We start from the raw sequence: 21,904 nt of genomic DNA, 5'->3' as shown, positions 1-21,904 counted from the left end.
TCCTTGCCCCTCCGGCCGGCGGGGGGGTGGGTTGCCCCCCGCCCCGGGTGGGGGGTGGTTTTTTTGCCCCCCATGAAAAAAAATGGGGCCCCCACCCCGGGACACAAGGGGGCGCAAACCCCGCGGCGCCAGCCGCCAAAAAATTCAGGCTGCGGGGCCGGGGTTGCGCTCTACCGACGAGATGTGGTTCTCCTGCGCGATCATTCCCCAGCGACTGGCGGTCAGCCGCAGGCTGGGTAGATCGCTGAGCGACAGCACCACTTCGTAGGTGCGCTCGTATCCGGTATGCGAGATGCGCCAGTGCCCGTCGTCGCAGCGGACGTAGGCGTCGGTGTAGAAAGCGGCGCCGCGCAGGCACATGTTGTGTTCGGGGATGATCACCGTGTCGGCCAGATACCAGGTACCCGTGGCGGTATCGCCGTCGACATCGATCTCGGGGTGATCGCAGCGGTGTTCGGTGATCACGTGCGGTCCGAGGGTGTTGCGCAGGAAGGCCAAGAAGGCCTCGCGCGACTCGAACTGCAGGTATTCGCTGTAGGTGGCGGTCGCCTCGGGGATCAACGTGTCGGCGAACTCGTCCCACGACTTGGTGTCCAGGGTGCGCAGATAGCGGAACTTCAGCCTGCTGATCGCGATGAGATCGTCGGGATGATCCGGCGGTCGCGGCGGCGGCGGAGGTAACTGCTCGTCTTCCGGTGGCGTCGACTCCATCCATGCCTCCCCCGAGTCCAGCCCGGCGACCAACGGCTCGTCGTCACCGGGAAGCAACGGAGCAGGGCCGATCCACGCGGGCGCGACAACCTCGTCGACGTGCACGTTCGGAGTTTCGGGACCCTGATCCATCCCTCCACGATCCCACCGAAAACGGCGCGCCGCCGGATCTGTATCAGATCGCTATCACTGCCGACACCGGAGTGTGACCTCCGGCGTCGGCCGTGACAGGTGTCTGAGCTACCCGATGGTGAAGCAGGTGCGGCAGAAATCCTCACCGAATTCCGACAGGCGCAGGCTCTTGCGCACGATCTTCGGCGCGCGCCCCGCCTTCTTCAACGCCTGCTCGACCACGGGCTGTACTTCCAGCACCATGTACCGGCTCAACACCACCGGATCGTCGGAGGTCAGCGTCAGACCCAGTCGATTGAGGTTGATCAGATACGACCGCGCGCGATCGGGGTACCGCACGCCGGCCTGCTCGGGCACCGAGGTCAGGTCGCCCTGCACCAGCTCCGAGCCGATGCCCAGCGGGCGGTTGGTGCGCACGTCGACCGACGGTTGTGGGCCGTTCAGGGCCATGAACCGCAGGATGCGGGCCTCGTCGGGGGCGACCTCGTCGAGGATGCGGTCGTAGGCCGGGTGGACGTCTTCGGTGAAGTACACGTCGGCCGAACGGGCCAGCAGGGCGTCGCCGCGCCGCCGCAGCTCGTCGGTGGTGGCCGAACGCAGGTACGGGCCCACGGTGATGGCCTGCTGGGACGCCCCGTTGGGCGTGGGGACATAGCTGACGATCTCGCGCACCGACCCCTCGGTGACACCGAGTGCGCTGCGCGCGATGGAACGCAACGCGTTGCCGGTGCGCTCGGCGATATCGGCCGAGGATTCCCCGTCCAAGGCCGCCTGGGCCAGTTCCTTGGTCACTTCATAGGTGGTGCCCACCGCCCACTGGCTGCCGCGCACCGCGGTGCCTGCGGCCAATCCGGCGGCGCGGAACACGCCACGGATCAACCGTGCTTCGTTGCTGATCTGTCGCTGCTCGACATCTGAGCTGCGCTCGACGGCGCGGGTACCGGCACGGGCCAGGTCCTGACCGGTCCTGTCGTCTGTCACGTCCTACTCCGAAATCTCGCCAGTGAACAAAGCTGCTGCCACCCGCACGCCCCCTGTGCGTGTCAGTTGTGGCCTGTCACGAAATGTGGTGATGGTCATTGTTCCCGACTCGCCACCGCGAGTACGCCATTGCGGACAGGTTCTGTGACTGATGTCTCAGACACTACCCTGTGTGCTGGCACACGACGAATGGACCCGGTTCCCTATCTCACAGTAGGGTCACCTCGCCGCGGGGGTGATAAATTTTGGTTCTCGGTGAGGCGGTGGTCACCGGGTATCGGCAGGAGGGCGCGTCGTGTTGGAGAGTGTGTTCGGGTTACACCCGACACTCCTGCTAGAAGTTGTGACCATTCCTCTTTTCACAGGAATTATCGGTTACATCACCAACTGGTCCGGCATTTTGATGCTGTTCCAGCCGATTCAATTCCACGGCGTCCGACTGCCGGGCCTGCGCGCGATCTTCCCTTACCTGCCCAAGCGGATCCAGGTATTGCCGCTGCTCAGCTACGACGGCCGGATCGGCTGGCAGGGCATCGTGCCCTCGCGCGCCGACAAGATGGCCAGCATCGCGGTCGACAAGGGACTGTCCAAGCTGGGCAGTGTTTCCGACTTCTATCGCGAACTGGACCCGGAGAAGCTGGCCGAACATCTGGCCGAGGTGGCCGACGCGCAGATCCGCGACATCGTCGAGGTGATCCTGCGCCGCGAACACCCGCAGCTCTGGTACAACCTGCCCGTCGGCGTGCGCGAGATGATCCATGAGCGGGTGCGCTCACAACTGCCGGAGATCTTGCGCGACTTGACCATCGAGCTCGGCGCCAACATCGACCAGCTGCTGGACGTGAAGCAGATGGTGATCCGCTACTTCCAGGCCCGACCGCAACTGCTCAACCAGCTGTTCCAGGTGCTTGGCGCCAAGGAGCTGCGGTTCATGCAGAACTTCGGCTTCTACTTCGGCGCCCCCTGTGGCCTGCTGTTGGTGCTGGCGCTGCACGTCACGTCACTGTCGCCGCTGGTGGTACTGCCGATCGGCGGGATCATCATCGGCTGGGTGGTGAACTGGATCGGCATCAACATGATCTTCGCGCCCGCCACCCCGAAGTGGTGGTGCCCGTGGCGGCAGGGTCTGTTGATCAAGCGTCAGCCCGAAATCACCGCCGGCTACGCGGCTTTGGTGTCTACCCAGGTTGTCACCGTGGCCAATATCGGCGACGAACTGCTCAACGGCCCGCGCTCGGACCGCACGCTGCAGATGCTCGAGGACACGTTGCGCCCCGCCGCCGACCGGGCACTCGGTCCCGCGCGGCCCGCAGTGAAGTTCATGCTCGGCAGTCGCGAATACGACACGCTGCAAACAACTCTCACCGCCCAGGCGATGACGATCGCGCCGCTGGCGTTCGCCGACCCGGAGTTCAACGCCCAACAGGGCAGGCAGGTCAACGAATACATCGCCCGACAAATGTCCGCACTCTCGCCGCATGACTTCGTCGACATGTTGCGTTCTGCGATCAAACAGGACGAATGGCTCCTTTTTGTCCATGGCGGAGCGCTGGGGCTGCTCGCCGGATACGCTCATATCCTGGTCTTCGGAACAGGAGTAGCCACTACATGGATGTAGACGACGGAACCCCGTCCACCGACATGGTGCGACGCCAGGTACCGCCGCTGCACGTCTCCGGCGAAAAGCGCGGCCTGCGGCCCGTCTCCCCGGCGAAGACGGTGCGCGCGGCCACCGGCGTGGCCCGAGTCGCGCTGACCGCGGCCTCGGGCATGACGCTGTGGACACTGGACACCGCGCTCGGGGTCACCGTCACGGTGCTGCGCGGCAGCCTCGCGGGCCAACCGCCCAACGAGGTGCTCGCCGACGCGGAAACCGAAGTGCGCGACCGACTTCGACACGCACTCGGCTTGCCGACCAGCACCGAACAGCACGGCGACGGCGGCATGCCGACCCTGCGCGAACAGGGCGCTGAACTGCTTCGACTGTCCGCCAGCACGCACGCCGCACAGCCCGACACCCATCCCGCCTACGCGGGCATCCTCGCCGAGATCACCCCCGACGAGGCACGGATCCTGCGATTCCTGCACGTCGACGGTGCGCAGCCGTCCATCGACGTGCGCACCGGCCGACAGCGAGCCTTCGGCGGCGAGCGGTTGATCACCGGGCTGACGATGCTGGGCGAACACGCGGGACTGCGGTTTCCGAACCGGGTGCCGCAATACCTGCCCAACCTGCGCAGGCTCGGCCTGATCGAGTCCACCCGCGACCCCGTCGGCAACCCGCACCGCTACCAGGTCATCGAGGCCCAGGAGCAGGTGCGAGAAGCGTTGAAGCGCCCCGGTTTCGGCACGAAGGTGAGCTACCGCAGCATCCTGCTCACCGAATTCGGCGCCGATTTCGTCCAGACTTGTTTACCCGTGGTCATCAACGAAGGCCGCGAAACAGCGACTTAGTTTTCGCCCAGTTCCGCCAGTTCCATCCAGCGCTCTTCGGCGGCTTCCTTCTCCGCGACGACCTGCTTCAGCTCGGCACCGAGCTTGACCAGCTTGTCCGAGTCCGACACCGCTTCGGCCAGGGCCTTGTGGAGTTTCTGTTCGCGCTCGTCGAGCTTGGCGATGCTGCGTTCGACCTTCGACAGTTCCTTGCGGGCGGCGCGACGGTCCGACGAATCCGTCGATCCCCCACCGGTTTTCGCGGTCAGCGGCTTGGTGTTGCCCGCCATGGCGGCACGCTTGGTGAGGTAGCTGTCGATGCCGCCGGGCAGGTTGGTGAGTTTGGTGTCGCCGAACAGGGCCCAGGTGGAGTCACAGATGCGTTCGACCAGGTAGCGGTCGTGGCTGATGACCACCAGCGTGCCCGCCCAGTTGTCGAGCAGGTCTTCCAGCTGCTGCAGGGTGTCGATGTCCAGGTCGTTGGTCGGCTCGTCGAGCAGCAACACATTGGGTTCGGCCATCAGGATGCGGGTGAGCTGCAGGCGGCGGCGTTCACCACCGGACAGGTCGCCGACCGGGGTGCGCTGGCGGGCGGGGGTGAACCCGAGCCGTTCGGCCAGCTGACCGGCGGAGATCTCCTTGTCGCCCAGCATGATTCGCTGCGCGACCTGCTGCACGGCCTCGAGCACCCGCATGTCGGTGGGCAGGTCGTCCAGTTCCTGACGCAGCCAACCGATCTGCACGGTCTGACCCTGGATCCGCTTGCCCGACGCGGGCTCGGTCTCCCCGGCCAGCGCGCGCAGCAGGGTGGTCTTGCCCGACCCGTTGACACCGACCAGACCGACCCGTTCGCCCGGCGCCAGACGCCAGGTGAGGTCGTCGACCAGGACCCGGCCGTCGGGGGTGGTGAGCGTGGCGTCTTCGAGTTCGATCACCACGCGGCCCAGCCGCTTGCGCGCGAACGCGGCCAGCGAGACCGAGTCACGCGGCGCGGGCACATCGGCGATCAGGGCCTCGGCGGCCTCCACGCGGTAGCGCGGCTTGGAGGTGCGGGCCTTGGCGCCGCGACGCAACCAGGCCAGTTCCTTGCGGGCCAGGTTCTGGCGGCGCGCTTCGGAGGCGTCGGTCTGCCGGGCACGCTCGGCGCGGGCGAAGATCCAGTCGCCGTAGCCACCCTCGTAGACCTCGACCTTGCCGCCCACGACCTCCCAGGTGCGGTTAGCGACGGTGTCGAGGAACCAGCGATCGTGGGTGACCACGACCAGTGCGGTGCGCCGGGCGACCAGGTGTTGGGCCAGCCACTGCACACCCTCGATGTCGAGGTGGTTGGTGGGCTCGTCCAGGACCAGCAGGTCCAGGTCGCGCACCAGTGCGGCGGCCAGGGCGACGCGGCGGCGTTCGCCACCGGAAAGATTGGTGACCAGGGTGTCCAGGCCCAGATCGGCGATGCCGATGCCTTCCAGGATCGAGCGCACACGCGAATCGGCGGCCCACTGGTGGTCGGCGATGTCAGCGGTCGACAGGTCGTCGGACAGCCCGGCGAACACGATCGAACCGATGCTCGCGCCCTCGGGCAGCACGCCGCGCTGGGTGACCACGGCCATCCGCAGCCCGCCCACCCGGCTGACTCGACCCTTGTCCGGCGGTTCCAGTCCGGTCAGGACCTCGAGCAGCGTGGTCTTACCGCCACCGTTGAGCCCCACCACCCCGATCCGTTCCCCCGCGTGAATACCGAGGGAGACGTCATCCAGCAAAGGCTTCACGCCAAAGCTCTTGGAGACCTGTTCCAGGTTGATCAGGTTGGACATATAGGAAGCTCGCCTGTTCCGCCTCCCCGCGACTGTGGGCCGGACTCGGGCGCGGGGAGGCGGGCGGCGGCGGCTGACGATGGATCGCAGGAGCATGTCCATACAAGATCTATTGGTCTCGATCATAGAGGACCGTGCCCCGACCTCCCCGACCGCGCCGCTGGCCGGGGTCGATGTGCGTGATCAGCGCACATCGACGCCGCGACCCGTGTGCCCGTGGTTCAGCGCATCGGCGTGGCCGGTACGACCTCGCCGCTGTCGATCATCGCCTGCAGTTCCTCTGCCGACACGTTCAGGACCTTGACCTCGGACCGCGGGCCGCCCTGCTTCATCTCCTGGAAGGAGACCTCGCCGTCCTTGGTGATGGTGACGCTGTGGCCCTCGGGCGCGGTGCCCGGCTTCGCCTCCATGGTGCCGACCTTCATCTCCTGGAAGTCGACGTCGCCTTCGGCAACCACGGTCGTGCTGTGCTCCTGCGGGGCATCGTCGTTGGCCCAGGCGGCACCGGGAACCGCGACGGCGGCGATCGCTGCGGCGCCGATGGCGGCCATGCCGACGCGACGACGGACGGTGCTGGTGGTGAGGGTCTTACGCATATCCATTTGCTCCTTCGGTTTCGCCGGAAGCCTTGATTGCTTCGACGAACACCAACTTAGGGAGCCGATTTTCAGAACCGGTTGGTTCCTTCTGAGGGTTTGGTTAGGAGATATCGAGCACCCGAGCGCCCGATACCGGCCCGCTCGCGGTGCGCACACTGCGGCACACGCCCGCGCCCGCCAGTTCCGCGGCGACGCCGATCGCGGCTTCCTCGGATTCGCACAGGAACGCGCAGGTGGGGCCCGATCCCGAGACCAGCCCGGCCAGCGCGCCCGCGCCGACGCCCGCGCGCAGCGTGCGGCGCAGTTCGGGTTTCAGCGACAAGGCCGCGGCCTGCAGGTCGTTTCCCAGCAGCGGGGCGAGCGTGCGCGGGTCGCCCGCGGCCAGGGCCTGCATGAGTTTCTGGGGGTCACCAAGGCGCGGCGGGTCACCTTCGGCGCGCAGTCGGTCCAGTTCGCGGAAGACCGACGGTGTCGACAGCCCTTCCTTGGCCAGCGCGAGCACCCAGTGAAAGGTATTGCGCGACAACACCGGAAGCAACCGTTCGCCGCGACCCGTGCCAAGGGCGGTGCCACCATGCAGCGAGAACGGGACGTCGCTGCCCAGTTCGGCGGCGATGCTGGACAGTTCGTCGCGCGACAACCCCAGGTCCCACAGTTCGTTCAGCCCGACCAGCGCGGCGGCGGCGTCGGCACTGCCGCCGGCCATCCCGCCGGCCACCGGGATGCCCTTGGTGATGGCGATCTCGACCAGCGGAGCGCGGCCGGCCAGGTGTGCCAGGCGGACCGCGGCCTTCCAGACCAGGTTGGTGCGGTCGGTGGGTACCTCGGCGGCGCCTTCGCCGGTGACCTTCACGGTCAGCGAGGCCGCCGGCGCCAGGCGCAGGTCGTCGGCCAGCGACAATGCCTGGAACACGGTGGTGAGATCGTGATACCCATCCGGACGCAGATCAGCGACTCCGAGATGCAGGTTCACCTTCGACGGAGCTCGCACGACGACCGGGCTGGGCACAACTGACAACACAGTTGCCAAGCGTAATCGGTTATACCGACTAGTACGCACGTCGAACGCGGACCGTCCAGCGAAGGGGTTGCGCGCAATACCCATGGGGGGTATGTTCGTGCAGGACAGGGACATACCCCTGGACCGTATGTTCGAACAGCGAAGGAGTCGGCCATGGCCACCACTACCTACACCGTCACGGGGATGACCTGCGGACATTGCGTGAGCTCGGTCAAGGAGGAGATCGGCAAGATCGACGGCGTCACCAGCGTGGACGTCGACCTCGCCACCGGTCTCGTGCGCGTGGACAGCGCGAATGAGCTGGCCGACACCGAGGTGGCCGCCGCGGTCGACGAAGCCGGTTACGCACTGAGCGCCTGACCGCCAGGCACGAATCCCGGGCTGCTGGGCGGGACTGCGCGACCCGCCCAGTAGCGAGCCCGGCCGACGCGCCGCAGTGGCCGCGTCCACGTTCACCGGGGGTTCACCCTGCTCGCGACGCGCAACGAATCATCCACAGCGTCATCCACATTCATACACAGGCACGCCAAGGCTCGAATTCCCTGGCGCGACCGGGAGCACTACGCGCGGAACATGATCAAGTAGGAACGCTGCGAAAACCGGTTATCCACAATTGCTTTCACAGGGTGTGCCCGAGCAGCGTCGATGAACGGCCGGTGTACTGCGGGTTCCCGTGTGGGAGCCCATGATTGAGCTAGGTAGTGGCCGCCAGCCGCACGAACGCGGCGGTATCCAATGTCTCGCCACGAGCAGTCGGATCGATACCGGCCGCCACGAGTCGACGCTCGGCCTCCGCAGGCGTGCCCGCCCAGCCGGAAAGCGCTGCCCGCAACGTCTTTCGACGCTGCGCGAATGCCGCGTCGATCACCTCGAACACCCGCCGACGATGCGCCTCGTCGATCGGCCACGGCGGTTCGACGTACCGGTCGATGCGCACCAGACCCGATTCCACGCGCGGCACCGGCCAGAAAACCTGCGTGCCCACGTGCCCCGCGCGCTTGACCTTGCCGAAGAAACCGGCCTTGACACTGGGCACCCCGTACACCTTGTTGCCCGGTTCGGCGGCCAGCCGATCGGCCACCTCCGCCTGCACCATCACCAGCGACACCATCACGCTGGGCAACGTCGCCAGCAGGTGCAACAGCACCGGCACTGCCACGTTGTACGGCAGGTTCGCCACCAGCGCGGTGGGCATCGCGGGCAACTGCTCGGGGCGCACCCGCAGCGCGTCGGCCTCGACGACCTTCAGGTTGCCCACCAGATCCGGCGCGCGATCGGCGACGGTCTCGGGCAGGTAGTTGGCCAGCACCGGGTCGATTTCCACCGCGATCACCTGGTCGACCACGTCCAGCAACGCCAGCGTCAGCGAGCCCAGACCCGGTCCGACCTCGAGCACGGTGTCTTTCGCGCCGACGCCCGCCGCGGACACGATGCGACGCACGGTATTGCCGTCGTGCACGAAGTTCTGTCCGAGCTGCTTGGTAGGTCGAACGCCGAAGCGTTCGGCCAGTGTCCGCACCTCGACGGGACCGAGCAGTGCGGCACTACCTCGCGCGGACTTCTGTGGTTCGGACACTGCTAGAACCTACCAACCTCGTCGATCGGGCAGCTCAGCGCTGTGTCGGGGTGGCGTTCACGCGGGCGAGGAAGGCGTCGATGGCGGCGAGTTGGTTCGGCGAGGCCGAGCCGTGCTGGCCGTTTCCGGTGACCACCTGCTGGTCGACGCCGTTGGCCGCGAGCTGGGCGACCAGTGCGGCGTGCAGCGGCGACGGCACGACCATGTCGGTGACGTTCATCGACAGCAGGATCGGGGCGTCGTACCCGCTGGTCGGCAGCATCATGTAGGCCGCGAGCGGGTCGCGCAGCGGGGCCAGCGAGCGCGCGAGCAGCTGCGAGGAGGTCACGCCCTTGGTCGAGACGAAGATTTCGTCGAGGCACTGGCCTCCCGCGGCGTCGACGATTTCCTTGCCGCGCGGCGTCAGGTAGGAGTCGATGTCGAGCTCGGGCTTGGTGGCGCGCAGGCCGGCCAGGATGCTGACCACGAACGAGGTGGTGGCGCTGGACATGCCGGGGATCGCCGGGGTGGTGGGGCCCAGCAGCGGCAGGATCTTCTCCACGTCCGAGGCCGGGTCGATCGCGGCGACACCACGGAAGTCCAGCTCAGGGGCGTATTCGGCCTGCACGTGCGCCGCGCTCATCGCCGCGTGCCCGCCCTGCGAGACGCCGATCGCGCTCCAGGTGCTCGACAGGTCGGGGTTGGCGGCGCGGGCCGCACGGACCAGATCGATGGTCGCGGTGGCCTCGCTGCGGACCTCGAGGTAGGGGTGCGGGCCGGTGTCGAAACGGCCGAGACCCAGGTAGTCGGGGCTGACCACGGCGTAGCCCTGGTCGACCAGACGCTTCAGCAGCCGGTCCTCCGCCGCGCGGTACTGCGGCAGGCCACCCAGTTCCGGGTCGGCCTGGCCGCCGCAGCCGGGGCCCGAGCCCGAGGTGCCGTGGGCGTAGGCCACCACGGGCCAGCCGCCTTCGGGGGCGTCGCCTGCGGGCAGGAACATCGCGCCGCTGGCTTTGCGCTGCGCGCCCGCCGAGTCGGTCATCCAGTATTCGACCGAAGATCCCCGATCGAGGCCGTGGAAGCCGGGGGCTTCGGCCTGCACCGAGATCAGGGAGCCGGGCGCTTCGGCGGTGGCAGGCGCGAAGCCCGCCGCCGCCATCGTGCTCGCTGCCAGCGTGGCGACGACGGTCGCCCGGATCGGGTTCTTCAGCACAGTCGACAGTCTCTCTACCAGGCGATCAAGATCCTGGACGAGTGTACAGTTCCGCCGCTGTTCTGGACCCGAATGCCGCGGATCCTGAGCTTGGATAATTACCGCTGCGGCGGGGTGGCGTTGATTCGCTCGATGAAGCTGTCGAGCGCGGTCCACATCTCCGGCGTGAGGGTGGTGTGCTGGCCGAAACCGGTCACCGTCTCGAAGTCCACACCGCCGACCGCGAACTGCGCGATCAGCGCGGCGTGCAGCGGCGACGGCACTACGGTGTCGGTCACGTTGACCAGCAACAGGATCGGGCGGTCGTAGCCCGAGGTAGGCAGGGTCATGTACTGCGCGAGCGCGCCGCGCAACGGGCCGTCCGACAGCGACCGGGAGAACAGGTCGCCGAGGCCGAGGCCCTTCACATCGGTGACGATCTCGTCGATGCACTGGCCGCCTGCCGCGTCGAGGACCTCTCTGCCCTTGGGCGTGAGATACGAATCGACCTGTGCCTCAGGGTGCGTGGCGCGCAGACCTGCCAGGATGCTCACGGTGAAACCGGTGAGACCCGCGGTGCCCTCCATCGCCGGAATGCCAGGGCCCAGCAGCGGCAGCACCTTCTCCACATCCGAGGCCGGGTCGACCGCGGCGGTGCCACGGAAGTCCAGCTCGGGCGCGTAGCTCGCCTGCACCGACGCGGTGCTCAGCGCGGCGTGCCCGCCCTGCGAGGCGCCCACCGCACTCCAGGTGCGGGACAGGTCGGGGTTGGCGGCGCGGGCGGCGCGCACGAGGTCGATCGTGGCCGTGGCCTCGCTGGCGACCTCGAGGTACGGGTGCGGGCCGGTGTCGTAACGGCCCAGGCCCAGGTAATCGGGAGCGACCACGGCGAAACCCTGGTCGACCAGGCGCTGGATCAGCTCGTCCTCGGCGGCCCGGTTGGCAGGCAGCGGGGCGATATCGGGATCGGCCTGGCCACCGCAGCCGGGACCCGACCCCATGGTGCCGTGGTCGTAGGCGATGATCGGCCAGCCGGTGGCGGGCGCGTCACCCTCGGGCAGGAACAGCGCGCCGCTGACCGGGCGTTCGGCACCCGACGAATCGGTGGTCGTGTACTCGATGACCGAGCCGCCGAGTCCGTGATGCCAGTCCGCGGCCTGCGGTTCCGTGGCGATCAGGGCGCCCGGCACCGCCGACGCGGGCGCAAAGGTGGCGGTCACCAGCGCGGCAGCGGTGAGTGTGGCCGCAAGGGCAGCACGGTTCATGGTTTTCGGCATCTGGGTGACCTTTCGGGCCTATCGGCACAACAACCTGGACGACCGTACAGGAGCAATTTTAAGAAAGTCGGCCGCTCGCAACACTTCGGCAATCTTCGAAAACGGCACTTGCGCAGTAGGTATATCGGCATTTCGTGGAGGATCGAAATTCTTAGTAACGCTGGCAAATTGTGAGCCGACTCGCAAAGCCGCAGTCTAGTGAGCTCGGGCGAGAACCCTTCTCGACAACCGTCCGAACCCTCAGCCGCGCGCCCGATTCAGGAAGTCGTCGACCGCTGACCACATGGCTGGATTCAAATCGCAGTGGTTGCCCGTTCCGAGCACGGGCGTGTAGTTGACGCCGCCCGCGGTGAACTGGGCTGCGAGCGCCGCGTGCAACGGCGAGGGCACCGTGCGGTCAGTGACGTTGACCAGCAACAGGATCGGCGCGTCGTAACCACTGGTCGGCACCGTCATGTACTCCGCCATCGCCGACCGCATCGGTTCCTCGCCCAGCGGCTTCGCCAACAACTGCCCCAACGTCAGGCCGGCCACCCGCGCGTCGATGTCGTCCTGGCACATCGTGCCGATCTCCTCGACCACCTGCTGACCGAGCGGACTGAGAAAGCTGTCCACCTGCGCATCCGGTCGCGACGCCCGCATCCCGGCCAGAATGCTGGCCGAGAACCCGAGAATCCCACCACCGAGCTGATCCGGATTACCGGGAACCAGCAATTGCGCGACCTTCTCCACATCCGATTCCGGGTCGATCGCGATGGTCCCGCGGAAATCCAACTCCGGCGCGTAACTCGCCTGCCGATGCCCGGTCCCCAACGCCGCCTGCCCACCCTGCGACATCCCCGCCGCCACCCACACCGGCGACAGATCCGACCGCACCGAGCGGGCCGCGCGCAGCAGGTCGATGGTGGCGGTGGCCTCGGTGTCGATGTCGAGATAGGGATGCGGGCCGGTATCGAAGCGACCCAGGCCCAGATAATCCGGCGCGACGACGGCGAAGCCCTTGTTCACCGCGCGGTGCAAGAACTCGTCCTGCGTCACCGGCCATGCCGTGCCGCCTTCATTCGACATCCCGCCGCAGCCCGACGCGAGCCCAGTGGTGCCGTGGTCCCACGCGACGATCGGCCATCCGCCCGCCGGGGCCTGGCCCGCGGGCAGGAACAACGCACCGCTGGCGGGCTGCGAAACCCCGCCGACGCCGTGCGTCCAGTAGTCGATGATCTGGGTTTCGCCCATTCCGCGGAACCCGTCGGCCTGCTCGACGCCGATCACGGATCCGGGGGTGTCGGCGTGCGCGACGGTTGTCTGGCCGCCGAGCGCGATCCCCGCCGTCAACGCCCCAGCAATAGCCGCCCGCCACGCCCGCATCGCAACCACCCGTCGACTCGTCCACGAGCCGAGCCCACCGCACGAGCACAGCGAACCCGGCGAAACCCAAGCAACCTAACGCGGGGACGCTGTTCCGCGACTCCAGGCGATCAGCGTGTCGTCGGGCAGTTCAACTTTGCGCGGCAGAGTCGGTTATCAGCTCAGGCCGAGGCGGCCGGTGCAAGCCGGCCAGGCGCCCCAACCCTGGCGAGCGCGGGTTACCTCCGCGATCGCGATCTGCTCTTCGCGGGTGGCCAGGTCGGCGCGGGGGGCGTACTTCAGACCGCCCTGGCGGGCCCACGTGCTCTCGTCGAACTGGATGCCGCCGTAGTAGCCGTTGCCGGTGTTGATCGCCCAGTTGCCGGTGGACTCGCACTGCGCCAGCGCGTCCCACACGGCACCGTCGCGGACCGGCGGGACCTCGGTGCCTGGCTTGGCGCCCTTGCGGATCGTCTTGGGTTGCGCGGGGGTGAGCACGTTCGAATTGACCTGCACGCGAGAGTCTTCCGCGCCGTTGACGATCTTCACCGCGAAGGTCGCCTCGTGCAGACCGGGCGCGCCCGGGTGCTCGACCACGGTGCGGCTCATGTTCATGGTGACGTCCTCGATCACCGTTTCGGCGGGGTCGAGGGGCAGGGTCTCGGTGCGGTGTTCGGTGCGCTGCCGGGTGACCACGACCTGCATGCCCTCGGCGAGCCGGGTGTCGGCAGCGGGGCTGGTGAAGTCCTCGTCCTTCAGGGGAACGCCTGCGGCGGTGAGGAATTCGCCGATGGTCGCGGCGGCGAGGCGCACGTCGATCGGGTCGTTGGCGCCGTCGACCAGCGAGATGTTGTGCGGGGTGTACACGCTGAGCGCGGCACCGTCCAGGGGCAGCTTCTCGGTGCGGGTGGGCACCACGTGGGTGTCGGCGGGGATCTGCATCGCCACCAGGGCGTCGCCGGCGGTGGCGCCGGTGGTCCACACCTTGCGTTCGATACCGTCGATGATCACCGTGATCTCGCGACCGCGGTTGTAGGTGATGGTCGCGCCGTCGCCGACCTTGGCGTTCGCGGCGGGGATCACCTCGTCGTGCTCGCCGACCTCATAGCCCGCGTCGGCCAGGATGGCGCGCACATCGCGGGACATGGTGGTGAGCTCGGTGCGCTCGCCGTCGATGACGATCGCGACCGTCTTGTGGTTCACAATCGCAAGCGAGGCGCCGACGAGCAGAATCAGCAGCATGGCCGCCACCGCTGCGAACAGCAGCGGTGAACGTGACGAGTTGATTCGTGCGAAAGCTGACATGGTTACAGAACGATAACGACAGGTTGCCCACTAGACAACACCAACCGGTCCGATCAGCGGGACAGCAGATCACGATTCGGCATAGACGCCGCTGGTAGATAACGACCCCAGCGCCGAATTGTGAGCCGAAACACGTTTAGTGTCCAGCCCCCTTCCGACCGGACGAAACGGACTACCGAATTCGGTAGAGCCTGCGTGCGTTCGCGGTGGTGATCTCGGCCAGCTCGGACGGGTCCTGCTCGCGCACTTCCGCCAGCGCGCGCACGGTGTACGGCAGGCAGTACGACTCGTTCGGCGCCCCGCGATACGGGTGCGGGGTCAGGTAGGGAGCGTCGGTTTCGACCAGGATCTGATCGTTCGGCACCAGCTTCGCCGCCTCGCGCAGTTCGTGCGCGTTCTTGAAACTCACGGTGCCCGAGAAACTGAGCACGTACCCCTCGGCCACGCAGGCCTGCGCCATCGTGGCGTCGGAGGAGAAGCAGTGGAAGATCACCGTGTCGGGCGCGCCCTCGTCCAGCAGCACCGTGAGCAGGTCGTGGTCGGCTTCGCGGTTGTGGATCATCAGCGGTTTGCGCACGCGTTTGGCCAGGTCGATGTGCCAGCGGAAACCCTCGATCTGGGTTTCGATATCGGCGCAACCGTCGAGCTTGCCGGGCCAGTAGTAGTCGAGACCGGTCTCGCCGATCGCGACCACGCGGGGGTCGGTGGCGAGGTATTCGAGCTCGGCCTTGGCCTTGTCGTCGAGGGCGTTGGCTCGGGTCGGATGCAATGCGACGGCGGCGTACACCCGCGGATCCCACTGCGCGGCCTGCACGGCCCACTGCGCGGCGGCCAGATCGTCGGCGACGGTCACCACATGGCCCACACCAGCCGAGGCGGCGCGATCCACGATGGCCGTCGTCGACGCGGCATCGGTTGCGCCACAGGCATCCAGGTGGGTGTGTGCGTCGATCAGCGGCGCGAGCGGCGGAGGGACGGGCGGAGCCGGACGATTCGTGTTTGCCACCCGCATTACAGTAATGGGCATCATGAGTGCAGCCGAAGGCGCCGAGGCGCCCGCCTTCTACGTCACCACGGCCATCGCGTACCCGAACGGTGCGCCGCATATCGGCCACGCGTACGAGTACATCTCCACCGACGCGATCGCCCGCTTCAAGCGACTCGACGGTTACGACGTGTTCTTCCTGACCGGCACCGACGAGCACGGTCAGAAGATGCAGCAGACCGCCGCCACCGAGGGCATCGGAGTGCAGGAGCTCGCCGCGCGCAACTCCGACGTATTCGAGGCGATGGACAAGGCCCTGGACATCTCGTTCGACCGCTTCATCCGCACCACCGACGAGGACCACCGCGCGGCCAGCGTCGCCATCTGGGAGAAAATGCTCGCCAACGGCGACATCTACCTGGGCAACTACTCCGGCTGGTACTCCGTGCGCGACGAGGCCTTCTACAACGAAGACGAAACCACGCTGCTGCCCGACGGCACCCGCGAGTCCACCGAGACCAAGACCCCGGTCACCTGGACCGAGGAGTCGAACTACTTCTTCAAGTTGTCGAAGTACCAGGACAAGCTGCTGGCCCTGTACGAGGACCGCCCCGAGTTCATCGCGCCGTCCACCCGGCGCAACGAGATCGTCAGCTACGTCAAGGCCGGCCTGCGCGACCTGTCGATCTCGCGCACCACCTTCGACTGGGGCATTCCGGTGCCCGGCGAACCCGAGCACGTGATGTACGTGTGGGTCGACGCGCTCACCAATTACCTGACCGGCGTTGGCTTTCCGAACACCGACTCCGCGTCGTTCGAGAAGTTCTGGCCCGCCAGTCTGCACATCATCGGCAAGGACATCACCCGTTTCCACACGGTGTACTGGCCCGCGTTCCTGATGTCGGCGGGCATCGAACTGCCGGACCGGGTGTTCGTGCACGGGTTCCTGTACAACAAGGGCGAGAAGATGTCGAAGTCCACGGGCAACGTCGTCGACCCGCTCTCGCTGGTGAACACCTACGGCCTGGACCAGGTGCGTTTCTTCCTGCTGCGCGAGATCTCCTACGGCCAGGACGGCAGCTACAGCAACGACGCCATCGCCGGCCGCATCAACGCCGACCTGGCCAACGAGTTCGGCAACCTGGTCCAGCGCAGCCTGACCATGGTCAACAAGAACTGCGACGCCAAGTCCCCCACCCCCGGCGAGTTCACCGACGAGGACCGCGCCCTGCTCGACCGCGCGAACGCCCTGCTGGACAAGTGCCGCGCCGAATTCGACGTCCAGCAAATGCATCTCGCCCTGGAAGCCATCTGGCTCACCCTCGGCGAAACCAACCGCTACTTCTCCGCCAACGCCCCCTGGGCCCTGCGCAAATCCGGCACCGAAGAAGACCTGGCCCGCATGGCCACCGTCCTCTACGTCACCCTGGAAGTAATCCGCATCGTCGCCATCCTGGTCCAACCGGTCATGCCAGGCTCCGCCGCCAAAATCCTGGACCTCCTCGCCCAGGAAGGCCGCACCTTCGCGGACATCGCGACTCCCCTAGCCCCCGGCCTGGACCTCCCCACCCCAGAACCCATCTTCCCCCGCTACCTCGAGCCCAAGGAATAGTTGGACGAATGATCACCACGCTCTCAGCGTGGGATTTCGGACAAATCACCGCACTGAGAGCGTGGTGATCGACTGTCCAGCTGGGGCTCAGGCCTCGGAGCGGGCGGCCAGGACTGCGTCGTAGAGGTCGCGGCGGGAGGCGCCGCGACCTGCGGAGACTTCGGCGCAGGCGTCTTTGAGGCGCATTCCGCTGGCCACCAAAGTTTCGACCTCGTCGACTAATTCGTGGGGTTCGGCCGAAACCGGTTGGGAGCCTTCGAGAACCACGGTGATCTCACCTCTGGCGCCGTTGGCGGACCAGGCGGCGAGTTCGCCGAGGGTGCCACGGACTACTTCCTCGTAGGTTTTGGTGAGTTCGCGGCAGATGGCGGCGCGGCGGTCGGGGCCGAGGACCGCGACGGCGTCGGCCATGCAGTCGGCCAGGCGGTGGGGGGCTTCGAAGAAGACCACGGCGCGTTGTTCGGATGCCAAGGTGCGGAACCACTCTCGGCGTTGGCCGCCCTTGCGGGGGGCGAAACCGTCGAAGCAGAAACGTTCTACCGGCAGGCCGGACAGGGCCAGCGCTGTGGTGACGGCGGAAGGGCCGGGCAGGCACGTGACGGGGAGGTTGCGTTCCACCGCCGCGGCGACCAGACGGTACCCGGGGTCGCTCACCGACGGCATACCCGCGTCGGTCACCAGCAGGACGGTCAGCCCGCTTTCGATGTCGTCGAGCAGGGCGGGGATGCGGGCGGTTTCGACATGGTCGTAGAAGCTGACGATGCGGCCGGTGATCTCCACGCCCAACGACTTCGCCAGTGACTTCGTGCGGCGGGTGTCCTCGGCGGCGACCACGTCGGCTGAACCGAGCGCGTCGCGCAGTCGCTGAGACGCGTCGCCGATGTCGCCCATCGGGGTTGCCGCTAAGACCAACACAGTGTTGTCCCGCCTTTCCGGTGTTGTGGGCCGCAGGCGAGCGGCAGGTCATGCCCGACCATTCTGTCAGGTCGCGGGGGTGCGGCGATCGACCGCATGTGACGGGGACCAGGGGTTGCGGTGTCGAGTCGGACTTCGTCGGTGGCACCGCCTACGATCGGGGCGTGATCCCGGTGACCGATGAGCGCGCGATGCCCCCGTCGCGACCGGCGCCTGCGTTGGTCAGTCCCGCACCGCTGCGCCCGGCCCCCGATTTCGGACCGTGGGACACCGCGCGCGGCTGGGTGGTCACCGCCGTGCTCACGTTCGTCGCCGCGCTCACACGGTTCGTGAACCTGAACTATCCCACCGACGCGCGCACTCCCGTCTTCGACGAAAAGCATTACGCCCCACAGGCTTGGCAGATGGTCACCAACGGCGGCGTGGAGGACAACCCCGCGTACGGCCTGGTCGTGCACCCGCCGGTCGGCAAGCAGTTCATCGCGATCAGCGAGGCGATGTTCGGTTACAACGCGTGGGGCTGGCGCGGCACCGCGGCGCTGGCGGGCACGATCCTGGTGCTGTTGGTGATCCGGATCGTGCGTCGCATGGCCCGGTCCACGCTGATCGGCGCGTTCGCGGGCGTGCTGCTCATCGCCGAGAGTCTGACGTTCGTCTCCTCGCGGATCGGCATGCTCGACATCTTCATGTCGCTGCTGGTCACCGCCGCGTTCGGCTGTTTGATCGTGGACCGAGACGACGTCCGACAACGCATGGCCCGCGCCGATCTGGCCGGGCGTGTCGGCATCTCGGAGTGGGGACCGCGGCTGGGCGTGCGCTGGTGGCGGTTCGGCGCGGGCGTGCTGCTGGGTCTGGCGTGCGGCACGAAGTGGTCGGGCATCTACTACATCATGTTCTTCGGCCTGATGAGCGTGGCTTTCGATGTCAGCGCGCGGCGCGCGTACGGGGTGCGCAGGCCGTGGGTGGGCACGATGGTGCGCGATGTCGGGCCCGCGCTGTATGCGCTGGTGGTGGTTCCGCTGGTGGTGTACCTGTCGTCGTATTGGGCGTGGTTCGCCAGCGAGAGCGGGGTGTATCGGTACGCGGTGGGCAACCAGGTCGGCAGCGGCGGGGTGTTCTCGTTCGTGCCCGGCGCGTTGCGTTCGCTGTGGTACTACCAGGGCGAAACCCTGGACTTCCATTCCAGTCTCACCAATTCCGCGGGCAACCATCACCCGTGGGAATCCAAGCCGTGGACCTGGCCGATGGGCCTGCGCCCGATGCTGTACTACTACGCCGACGGCACGGTCACCGGCTGCGGCGAAGCGCAGTGTGTGAAGGCCGTGATGGCGGTGGGCACGCCCGCGCTGTGGTGGCTGGCGCTGCCGTTGATCGGCTGGATGGTGTGGCGCGCGGTCGTGCGGCGGGACTGGCGGTACGCGGCGATCCTGGTCGGGTACGGCGCCGGTCTGCTGCCGTGGTTCCTGACCCTGGACCGGCAGATGTACTTCTTCTACGCCGTGGTGCTCGCGCCGTTCCTGGTGATGGGGATGGCGTTGGCACTGGGTGACATTCTCGGGTCGGCCAGGCCTGCCGGGATACCGCGCAGTCCGACGGGCACCTATTTACCGGCGCCGGTAAACGAGCGGTACGCGCTCGGATTGCTGATCGTGAGCATCTATCTGGGCTTGGTGATCGCGAATTTCGTGTGGTTGTGGCCGATTCTGACCGGTCAGGCGATCACGCCACAGAACTGGCAAGACCACTTGTGGCTCCCCAGCTGGCGTTAAGAATCCAGCGCACGGTTCACGAACTCGATCGCGTCCTCGTCGTGGAGGCCGAGTCGACGGATCGTTGCCACGTAACCGACGGCGGCGCGGCTGGCGATGTCACGGGTGGGATCCCCTGACGAAGCGATGAAAGATCCTTGGCGGCCACGGGTTTCGAGGACGCCGTCGGCTTCGAGTTCGCGGTAGGCGCGGGCGACGGTGTTGGGGGCGATGCCCAGATCCGCGGCCAACGCGCGCACGGTGGGGATCTTGGTGCCCGCGGTGAGCGTGCCCGCGCGGACCTGTTCGATCACCGCCATCCGCAGTTGCTCATAGGGCGGCTGGGTGGTGTCGGTGGACAGCTCGACGTGGAACATCACACCTCGTCTCGGGACAGCGGGCAGGACATGCAGCGGGGGCCGCCGCGGCCGGAGCCCAGTTCGGAACCGCTGATCGTGAGCACCTCGATACCGGCCTCCCGCAGTCGCGAATTGGTCATCTCGTTGCGTTCGTAGGCCACCACCACACCCGGCGCGAGCGCGAGGGTGTTGTTGCCATCGTCCCACTGTTCGCGTTCGGCGTCGGGTCCGTCGCGGCCGGTGTCGATCACCCTCAGTTTCGGGATGTCCATGGCCTTCGCCGCGGCGGGCAGGAACGGTTCGGGGCCGCTGATGCTGATGCGCTCGAGATCGCCGCGACCGGTGAAACCTTCTTCGCGGCGAATAGTGAACGCCTGCAAGGTGTCTCGCACGCCGGGGTACATCACCACCGCGTCGGTGTCGACCATCGTGCAGACGGTATCGAGGTGCATGGTCGCGCGATTCTGGGCGATCGGCACCACCAGCACGGTGTGGGCGAGACCGTCGTCGAACAGGCTGCGCGCCAACGCTTCCGCGCCAGCGGGTGTCGTGCGCTCGCCGACCCCCACGGCCACAACACCTTTCGACAGCAACAGCACGTCACCGCCCTCGATCGGCGCGGTGTGCGACTGGTACGCCCTTTTGACACCGAGGAATCGGGGATGGAACGCGTAAATCAGGTCGGTGAGGGCGGTTTCGCGAGTGCGGGCAGGCAGCGCCAGCGAGGTGATCGCGACCTTCGGGCCGACCCAGAACGAGGAGTCGCGCGTGAACAACAGATTCGGCAGCGGATCGATGACGAAATCGCCGCCGTGATGCATCCGCCGCACCAGCGAGGTGGTGTTCACGCCGTCGGGCAGTTCATCGAAAGTCATTCCCGCCATGAGGATTTCGGCCAGCGCCGGGGCATCGAACTTGCGCAGTTCGGCGGCGAGCTGGTCGGCCAGGTCGTGACCGAGCCTGCGAGCGTCGACCGCCGCCGAGATGCCCTGAATCCTGGCCGCCCCACTGGCACTGAGGGTTTCGGTCAGCAGATCTGCCAGTAACAGCACTTCCACGCCGCGCTCACGCAGTACGGTGGCGAAGGCGTCATGTTCTTCCTGTGCGCGTTCGACCCAGGGGATGCCGTCGAAAAGTAGCTGGTCGTTGTTGCTCGGGGTGAGTCGGCGCAGCTCAGCGCCGGGACGGTGGAGTAGCACCGTGCGCAGTGCGCCGACCTCGGACGTGACGGCCAGAGGTGAGTCGGGGGTGGTTCCCATCTGCAAAATGTAATCCGGGAACAGCGCGTCGGCATGTTCGACCCGCAGGCGTCGGCATGAGTGACCCGTGAAGTGCGCGCCCCGGTCCGCCCATTTTTCGTACACGACACGAATACCTGAAGTATTGTTGAGGTGGAAGTGGGAGGAGTTACATGATGACGACGGCCGATTGGCAAACGAAGGAGCTGACCCCCGGGCAGCTATCCGATCGTAGTGGAGTTGCAGTGTCCGCGTTGCACTTCTACGAACGCGAAGGTCTCATATCGAGCCGTCGAACCAGCGGCAACCAACGTCGATATTCGCGCGAAACGCTGCGCCGGGTCGCGTTCATCCGCATCTCACAGCGCGTGGGCATCCCACTCAGCGAGATCCGTTCGGCACTGGACCGCCTCCCCGAAGGCCGCACCCCCACCCGTCGCGACTGGGAGAACCTGTCCACGACCTGGCGCGAGGATCTCGACGACCGCATCACCCAGTTGGTGCGCCTGCGCGACAACCTGACCGGCTGCATCGGCTGCGGTTGCCTGTCGCTGGGCTCGTGCAAACTGGTCAACGAACACGACCGACTCGGCGCGGAAGGCCCCGGCGCGCGCGTGCTCGACGTGCACGTGAACTGCCCGCCCAAATCCGGCTGCGTCTAGATGTTGTCGGACACCTCGGGCATCATC

Annotated in this window: 20 protein-coding genes; 6 read left to right on the top strand and 14 right to left on the bottom strand. The window is 67.0% G+C overall.

Annotation, left to right across the window (positions count from 1 at the left end):
• Positions 1–144 precede the first annotated feature (144 nt).
• Both ACFWU5_RS17880 and ACFWU5_RS17875 read right to left on the bottom strand, forming a co-directional pair.
• The gene (locus ACFWU5_RS17880) at positions 145–636 is read right to left on the bottom strand and encodes a nuclear transport factor 2 family protein (RefSeq protein WP_379240928.1); all 492 of its coding nucleotides are present in this window, start codon (positions 634–636) and stop codon (positions 145–147) included.
• 315 nt (positions 637–951) lie between these two features.
• Positions 952–1,824: an Abi-alpha family protein gene (locus ACFWU5_RS17875; protein ID WP_379239843.1), complete on the bottom strand. Its 873-nt coding sequence runs from the start codon at positions 1,822–1,824 to the stop codon at positions 952–954.
• A 343-nt stretch (positions 1,825–2,167) separates the two neighbouring features.
• Here ACFWU5_RS17875 and ACFWU5_RS17870 point away from each other — a divergent pair, with 343 nt between their 5' ends.
• Positions 2,168–3,442, top strand: coding sequence for a hypothetical protein (locus ACFWU5_RS17870; RefSeq protein WP_379239842.1), 1,275 nt, complete (start codon positions 2,168–2,170; stop codon positions 3,440–3,442).
• Positions 3,433–4,278 carry an Abi-alpha family protein gene (locus ACFWU5_RS17865; RefSeq protein ID WP_379267970.1) on the top strand — a complete coding sequence of 282 codons (846 nt, stop codon included), beginning with the start codon at positions 3,433–3,435 and terminating at the stop codon, positions 4,276–4,278. Before ACFWU5_RS17870 ends, ACFWU5_RS17865 begins: the two co-directional genes overlap by 10 nt.
• Here ACFWU5_RS17865 and ACFWU5_RS17860 read toward each other — a convergent pair.
• From ACFWU5_RS17860 to ACFWU5_RS17850, 3 genes are all read right to left on the bottom strand, one after another.
• Positions 4,275–6,065 carry an ABC-F family ATP-binding cassette domain-containing protein gene (locus ACFWU5_RS17860; protein ID WP_379267969.1) on the bottom strand — a complete coding sequence of 597 codons (1,791 nt, stop codon included), beginning with the start codon at positions 6,063–6,065 and terminating at the stop codon, positions 4,275–4,277. The two genes, ACFWU5_RS17865 and ACFWU5_RS17860, sit on opposite strands and share 4 nt — an antisense overlap.
• Positions 6,066–6,286: 221 nt before the next feature.
• Positions 6,287–6,661 carry a hypothetical protein gene (locus tag ACFWU5_RS17855; protein ID WP_379267968.1) on the bottom strand — a complete coding sequence of 125 codons (375 nt, stop codon included), beginning with the start codon at positions 6,659–6,661 and terminating at the stop codon, positions 6,287–6,289.
• A gap of 103 nt (positions 6,662–6,764) precedes the next feature.
• Positions 6,765–7,685 (bottom strand): 4-(cytidine 5'-diphospho)-2-C-methyl-D-erythritol kinase, encoded by a 921-nt coding sequence (locus tag ACFWU5_RS17850; protein WP_379239838.1) that lies wholly within the window; start codon positions 7,683–7,685, stop codon positions 6,765–6,767.
• Positions 7,686–7,838: 153 nt separating this feature from the next.
• On the opposite strand from ACFWU5_RS17850, the gene ACFWU5_RS17845 reads away from it, so the two are divergent.
• Positions 7,839–8,045, top strand: coding sequence for a heavy-metal-associated domain-containing protein (locus tag ACFWU5_RS17845; protein WP_379239837.1), 207 nt, complete (start codon positions 7,839–7,841; stop codon positions 8,043–8,045).
• A gap of 334 nt (positions 8,046–8,379) precedes the next feature.
• Here ACFWU5_RS17845 and rsmA read toward each other — a convergent pair whose 3' ends face one another.
• From rsmA to ACFWU5_RS17815, 6 genes are all read right to left on the bottom strand, one after another.
• Positions 8,380–9,261 (bottom strand): 16S rRNA (adenine(1518)-N(6)/adenine(1519)-N(6))-dimethyltransferase RsmA, encoded by an 882-nt coding sequence (rsmA, locus tag ACFWU5_RS17840; protein WP_379239836.1) that lies wholly within the window; start codon positions 9,259–9,261, stop codon positions 8,380–8,382.
• 34 nt (positions 9,262–9,295) lie between these two features.
• Positions 9,296–10,453, bottom strand: a complete 1,158-nt coding sequence (locus ACFWU5_RS17835; protein ID WP_379267967.1) for a lipase family protein — start codon at positions 10,451–10,453, stop codon at positions 9,296–9,298.
• 98 nt (positions 10,454–10,551) lie between these two features.
• Entirely contained in the window at positions 10,552–11,709 is a 1,158-nt protein-coding gene (locus ACFWU5_RS17830; protein ID WP_379267966.1) for a lipase family protein, read from the bottom strand.
• A gap of 240 nt (positions 11,710–11,949) precedes the next feature.
• A complete protein-coding gene (locus ACFWU5_RS17825; RefSeq protein WP_379267965.1) occupies positions 11,950–13,074 on the bottom strand; it encodes an alpha/beta fold hydrolase in 1,125 nt (374 codons plus the stop codon).
• A gap of 156 nt (positions 13,075–13,230) precedes the next feature.
• The gene (locus ACFWU5_RS17820; protein WP_379267964.1) at positions 13,231–14,358 is read right to left on the bottom strand and encodes a transglycosylase family protein; all 1,128 of its coding nucleotides are present in this window, start codon (positions 14,356–14,358) and stop codon (positions 13,231–13,233) included.
• A 172-nt stretch (positions 14,359–14,530) separates the two neighbouring features.
• Positions 14,531–15,370 (bottom strand): TatD family hydrolase, encoded by an 840-nt coding sequence (locus ACFWU5_RS17815; protein ID WP_379267963.1) that lies wholly within the window; start codon positions 15,368–15,370, stop codon positions 14,531–14,533.
• A gap of 16 nt (positions 15,371–15,386) precedes the next feature.
• Between ACFWU5_RS17815 and metG the strand changes: the two genes are divergently transcribed.
• Positions 15,387–16,955, top strand: coding sequence for a methionine--tRNA ligase (metG, locus tag ACFWU5_RS17810; RefSeq protein WP_379267962.1), 1,569 nt, complete (start codon positions 15,387–15,389; stop codon positions 16,953–16,955).
• Positions 16,956–17,042: 87 nt separating this feature from the next.
• Here the strand turns inward: metG and rsmI are convergent, their stop codons facing one another.
• Entirely contained in the window at positions 17,043–17,870 is an 828-nt protein-coding gene (gene rsmI, locus ACFWU5_RS17805; RefSeq protein ID WP_379267961.1) for a 16S rRNA (cytidine(1402)-2'-O)-methyltransferase, read from the bottom strand.
• Between the two features lie 164 nt (positions 17,871–18,034).
• Between rsmI and ACFWU5_RS17800 the strand changes: the two genes are divergently transcribed.
• The gene (locus ACFWU5_RS17800) at positions 18,035–19,639 is read left to right on the top strand and encodes a dolichyl-phosphate-mannose--protein mannosyltransferase (protein WP_379267960.1); all 1,605 of its coding nucleotides are present in this window, start codon (positions 18,035–18,037) and stop codon (positions 19,637–19,639) included.
• On the opposite strand, the gene ACFWU5_RS17795 is transcribed toward ACFWU5_RS17800, so the two are convergent.
• Entirely contained in the window at positions 19,636–19,995 is a 360-nt protein-coding gene (locus ACFWU5_RS17795) for a GntR family transcriptional regulator (RefSeq protein WP_379239828.1), read from the bottom strand. The two genes, ACFWU5_RS17800 and ACFWU5_RS17795, sit on opposite strands and share 4 nt — an antisense overlap.
• A complete protein-coding gene (gene arcA, locus ACFWU5_RS17790) occupies positions 19,995–21,236 on the bottom strand; it encodes an arginine deiminase (RefSeq protein ID WP_379267959.1) in 1,242 nt (413 codons plus the stop codon). Before arcA ends, ACFWU5_RS17795 begins: the two co-directional genes overlap by 1 nt.
• Before the next feature lie 155 nt (positions 21,237–21,391).
• Here arcA and soxR point away from each other — a divergent pair, with 155 nt between their 5' ends.
• Positions 21,392–21,877, top strand: coding sequence for a redox-sensitive transcriptional activator SoxR (gene soxR / locus ACFWU5_RS17785; protein WP_379267958.1), 486 nt, complete (start codon positions 21,392–21,394; stop codon positions 21,875–21,877).
• Positions 21,878–21,904: the final 27 nt, after the last annotated feature.

Source organism: Nocardia sp. NPDC058640 (assembly GCF_042716995.1).
GTDB lineage: Bacteria > Actinomycetota > Actinomycetes > Mycobacteriales > Mycobacteriaceae > Nocardia.
This window is presented reverse-complemented; position numbering and strand designations above follow the sequence as displayed.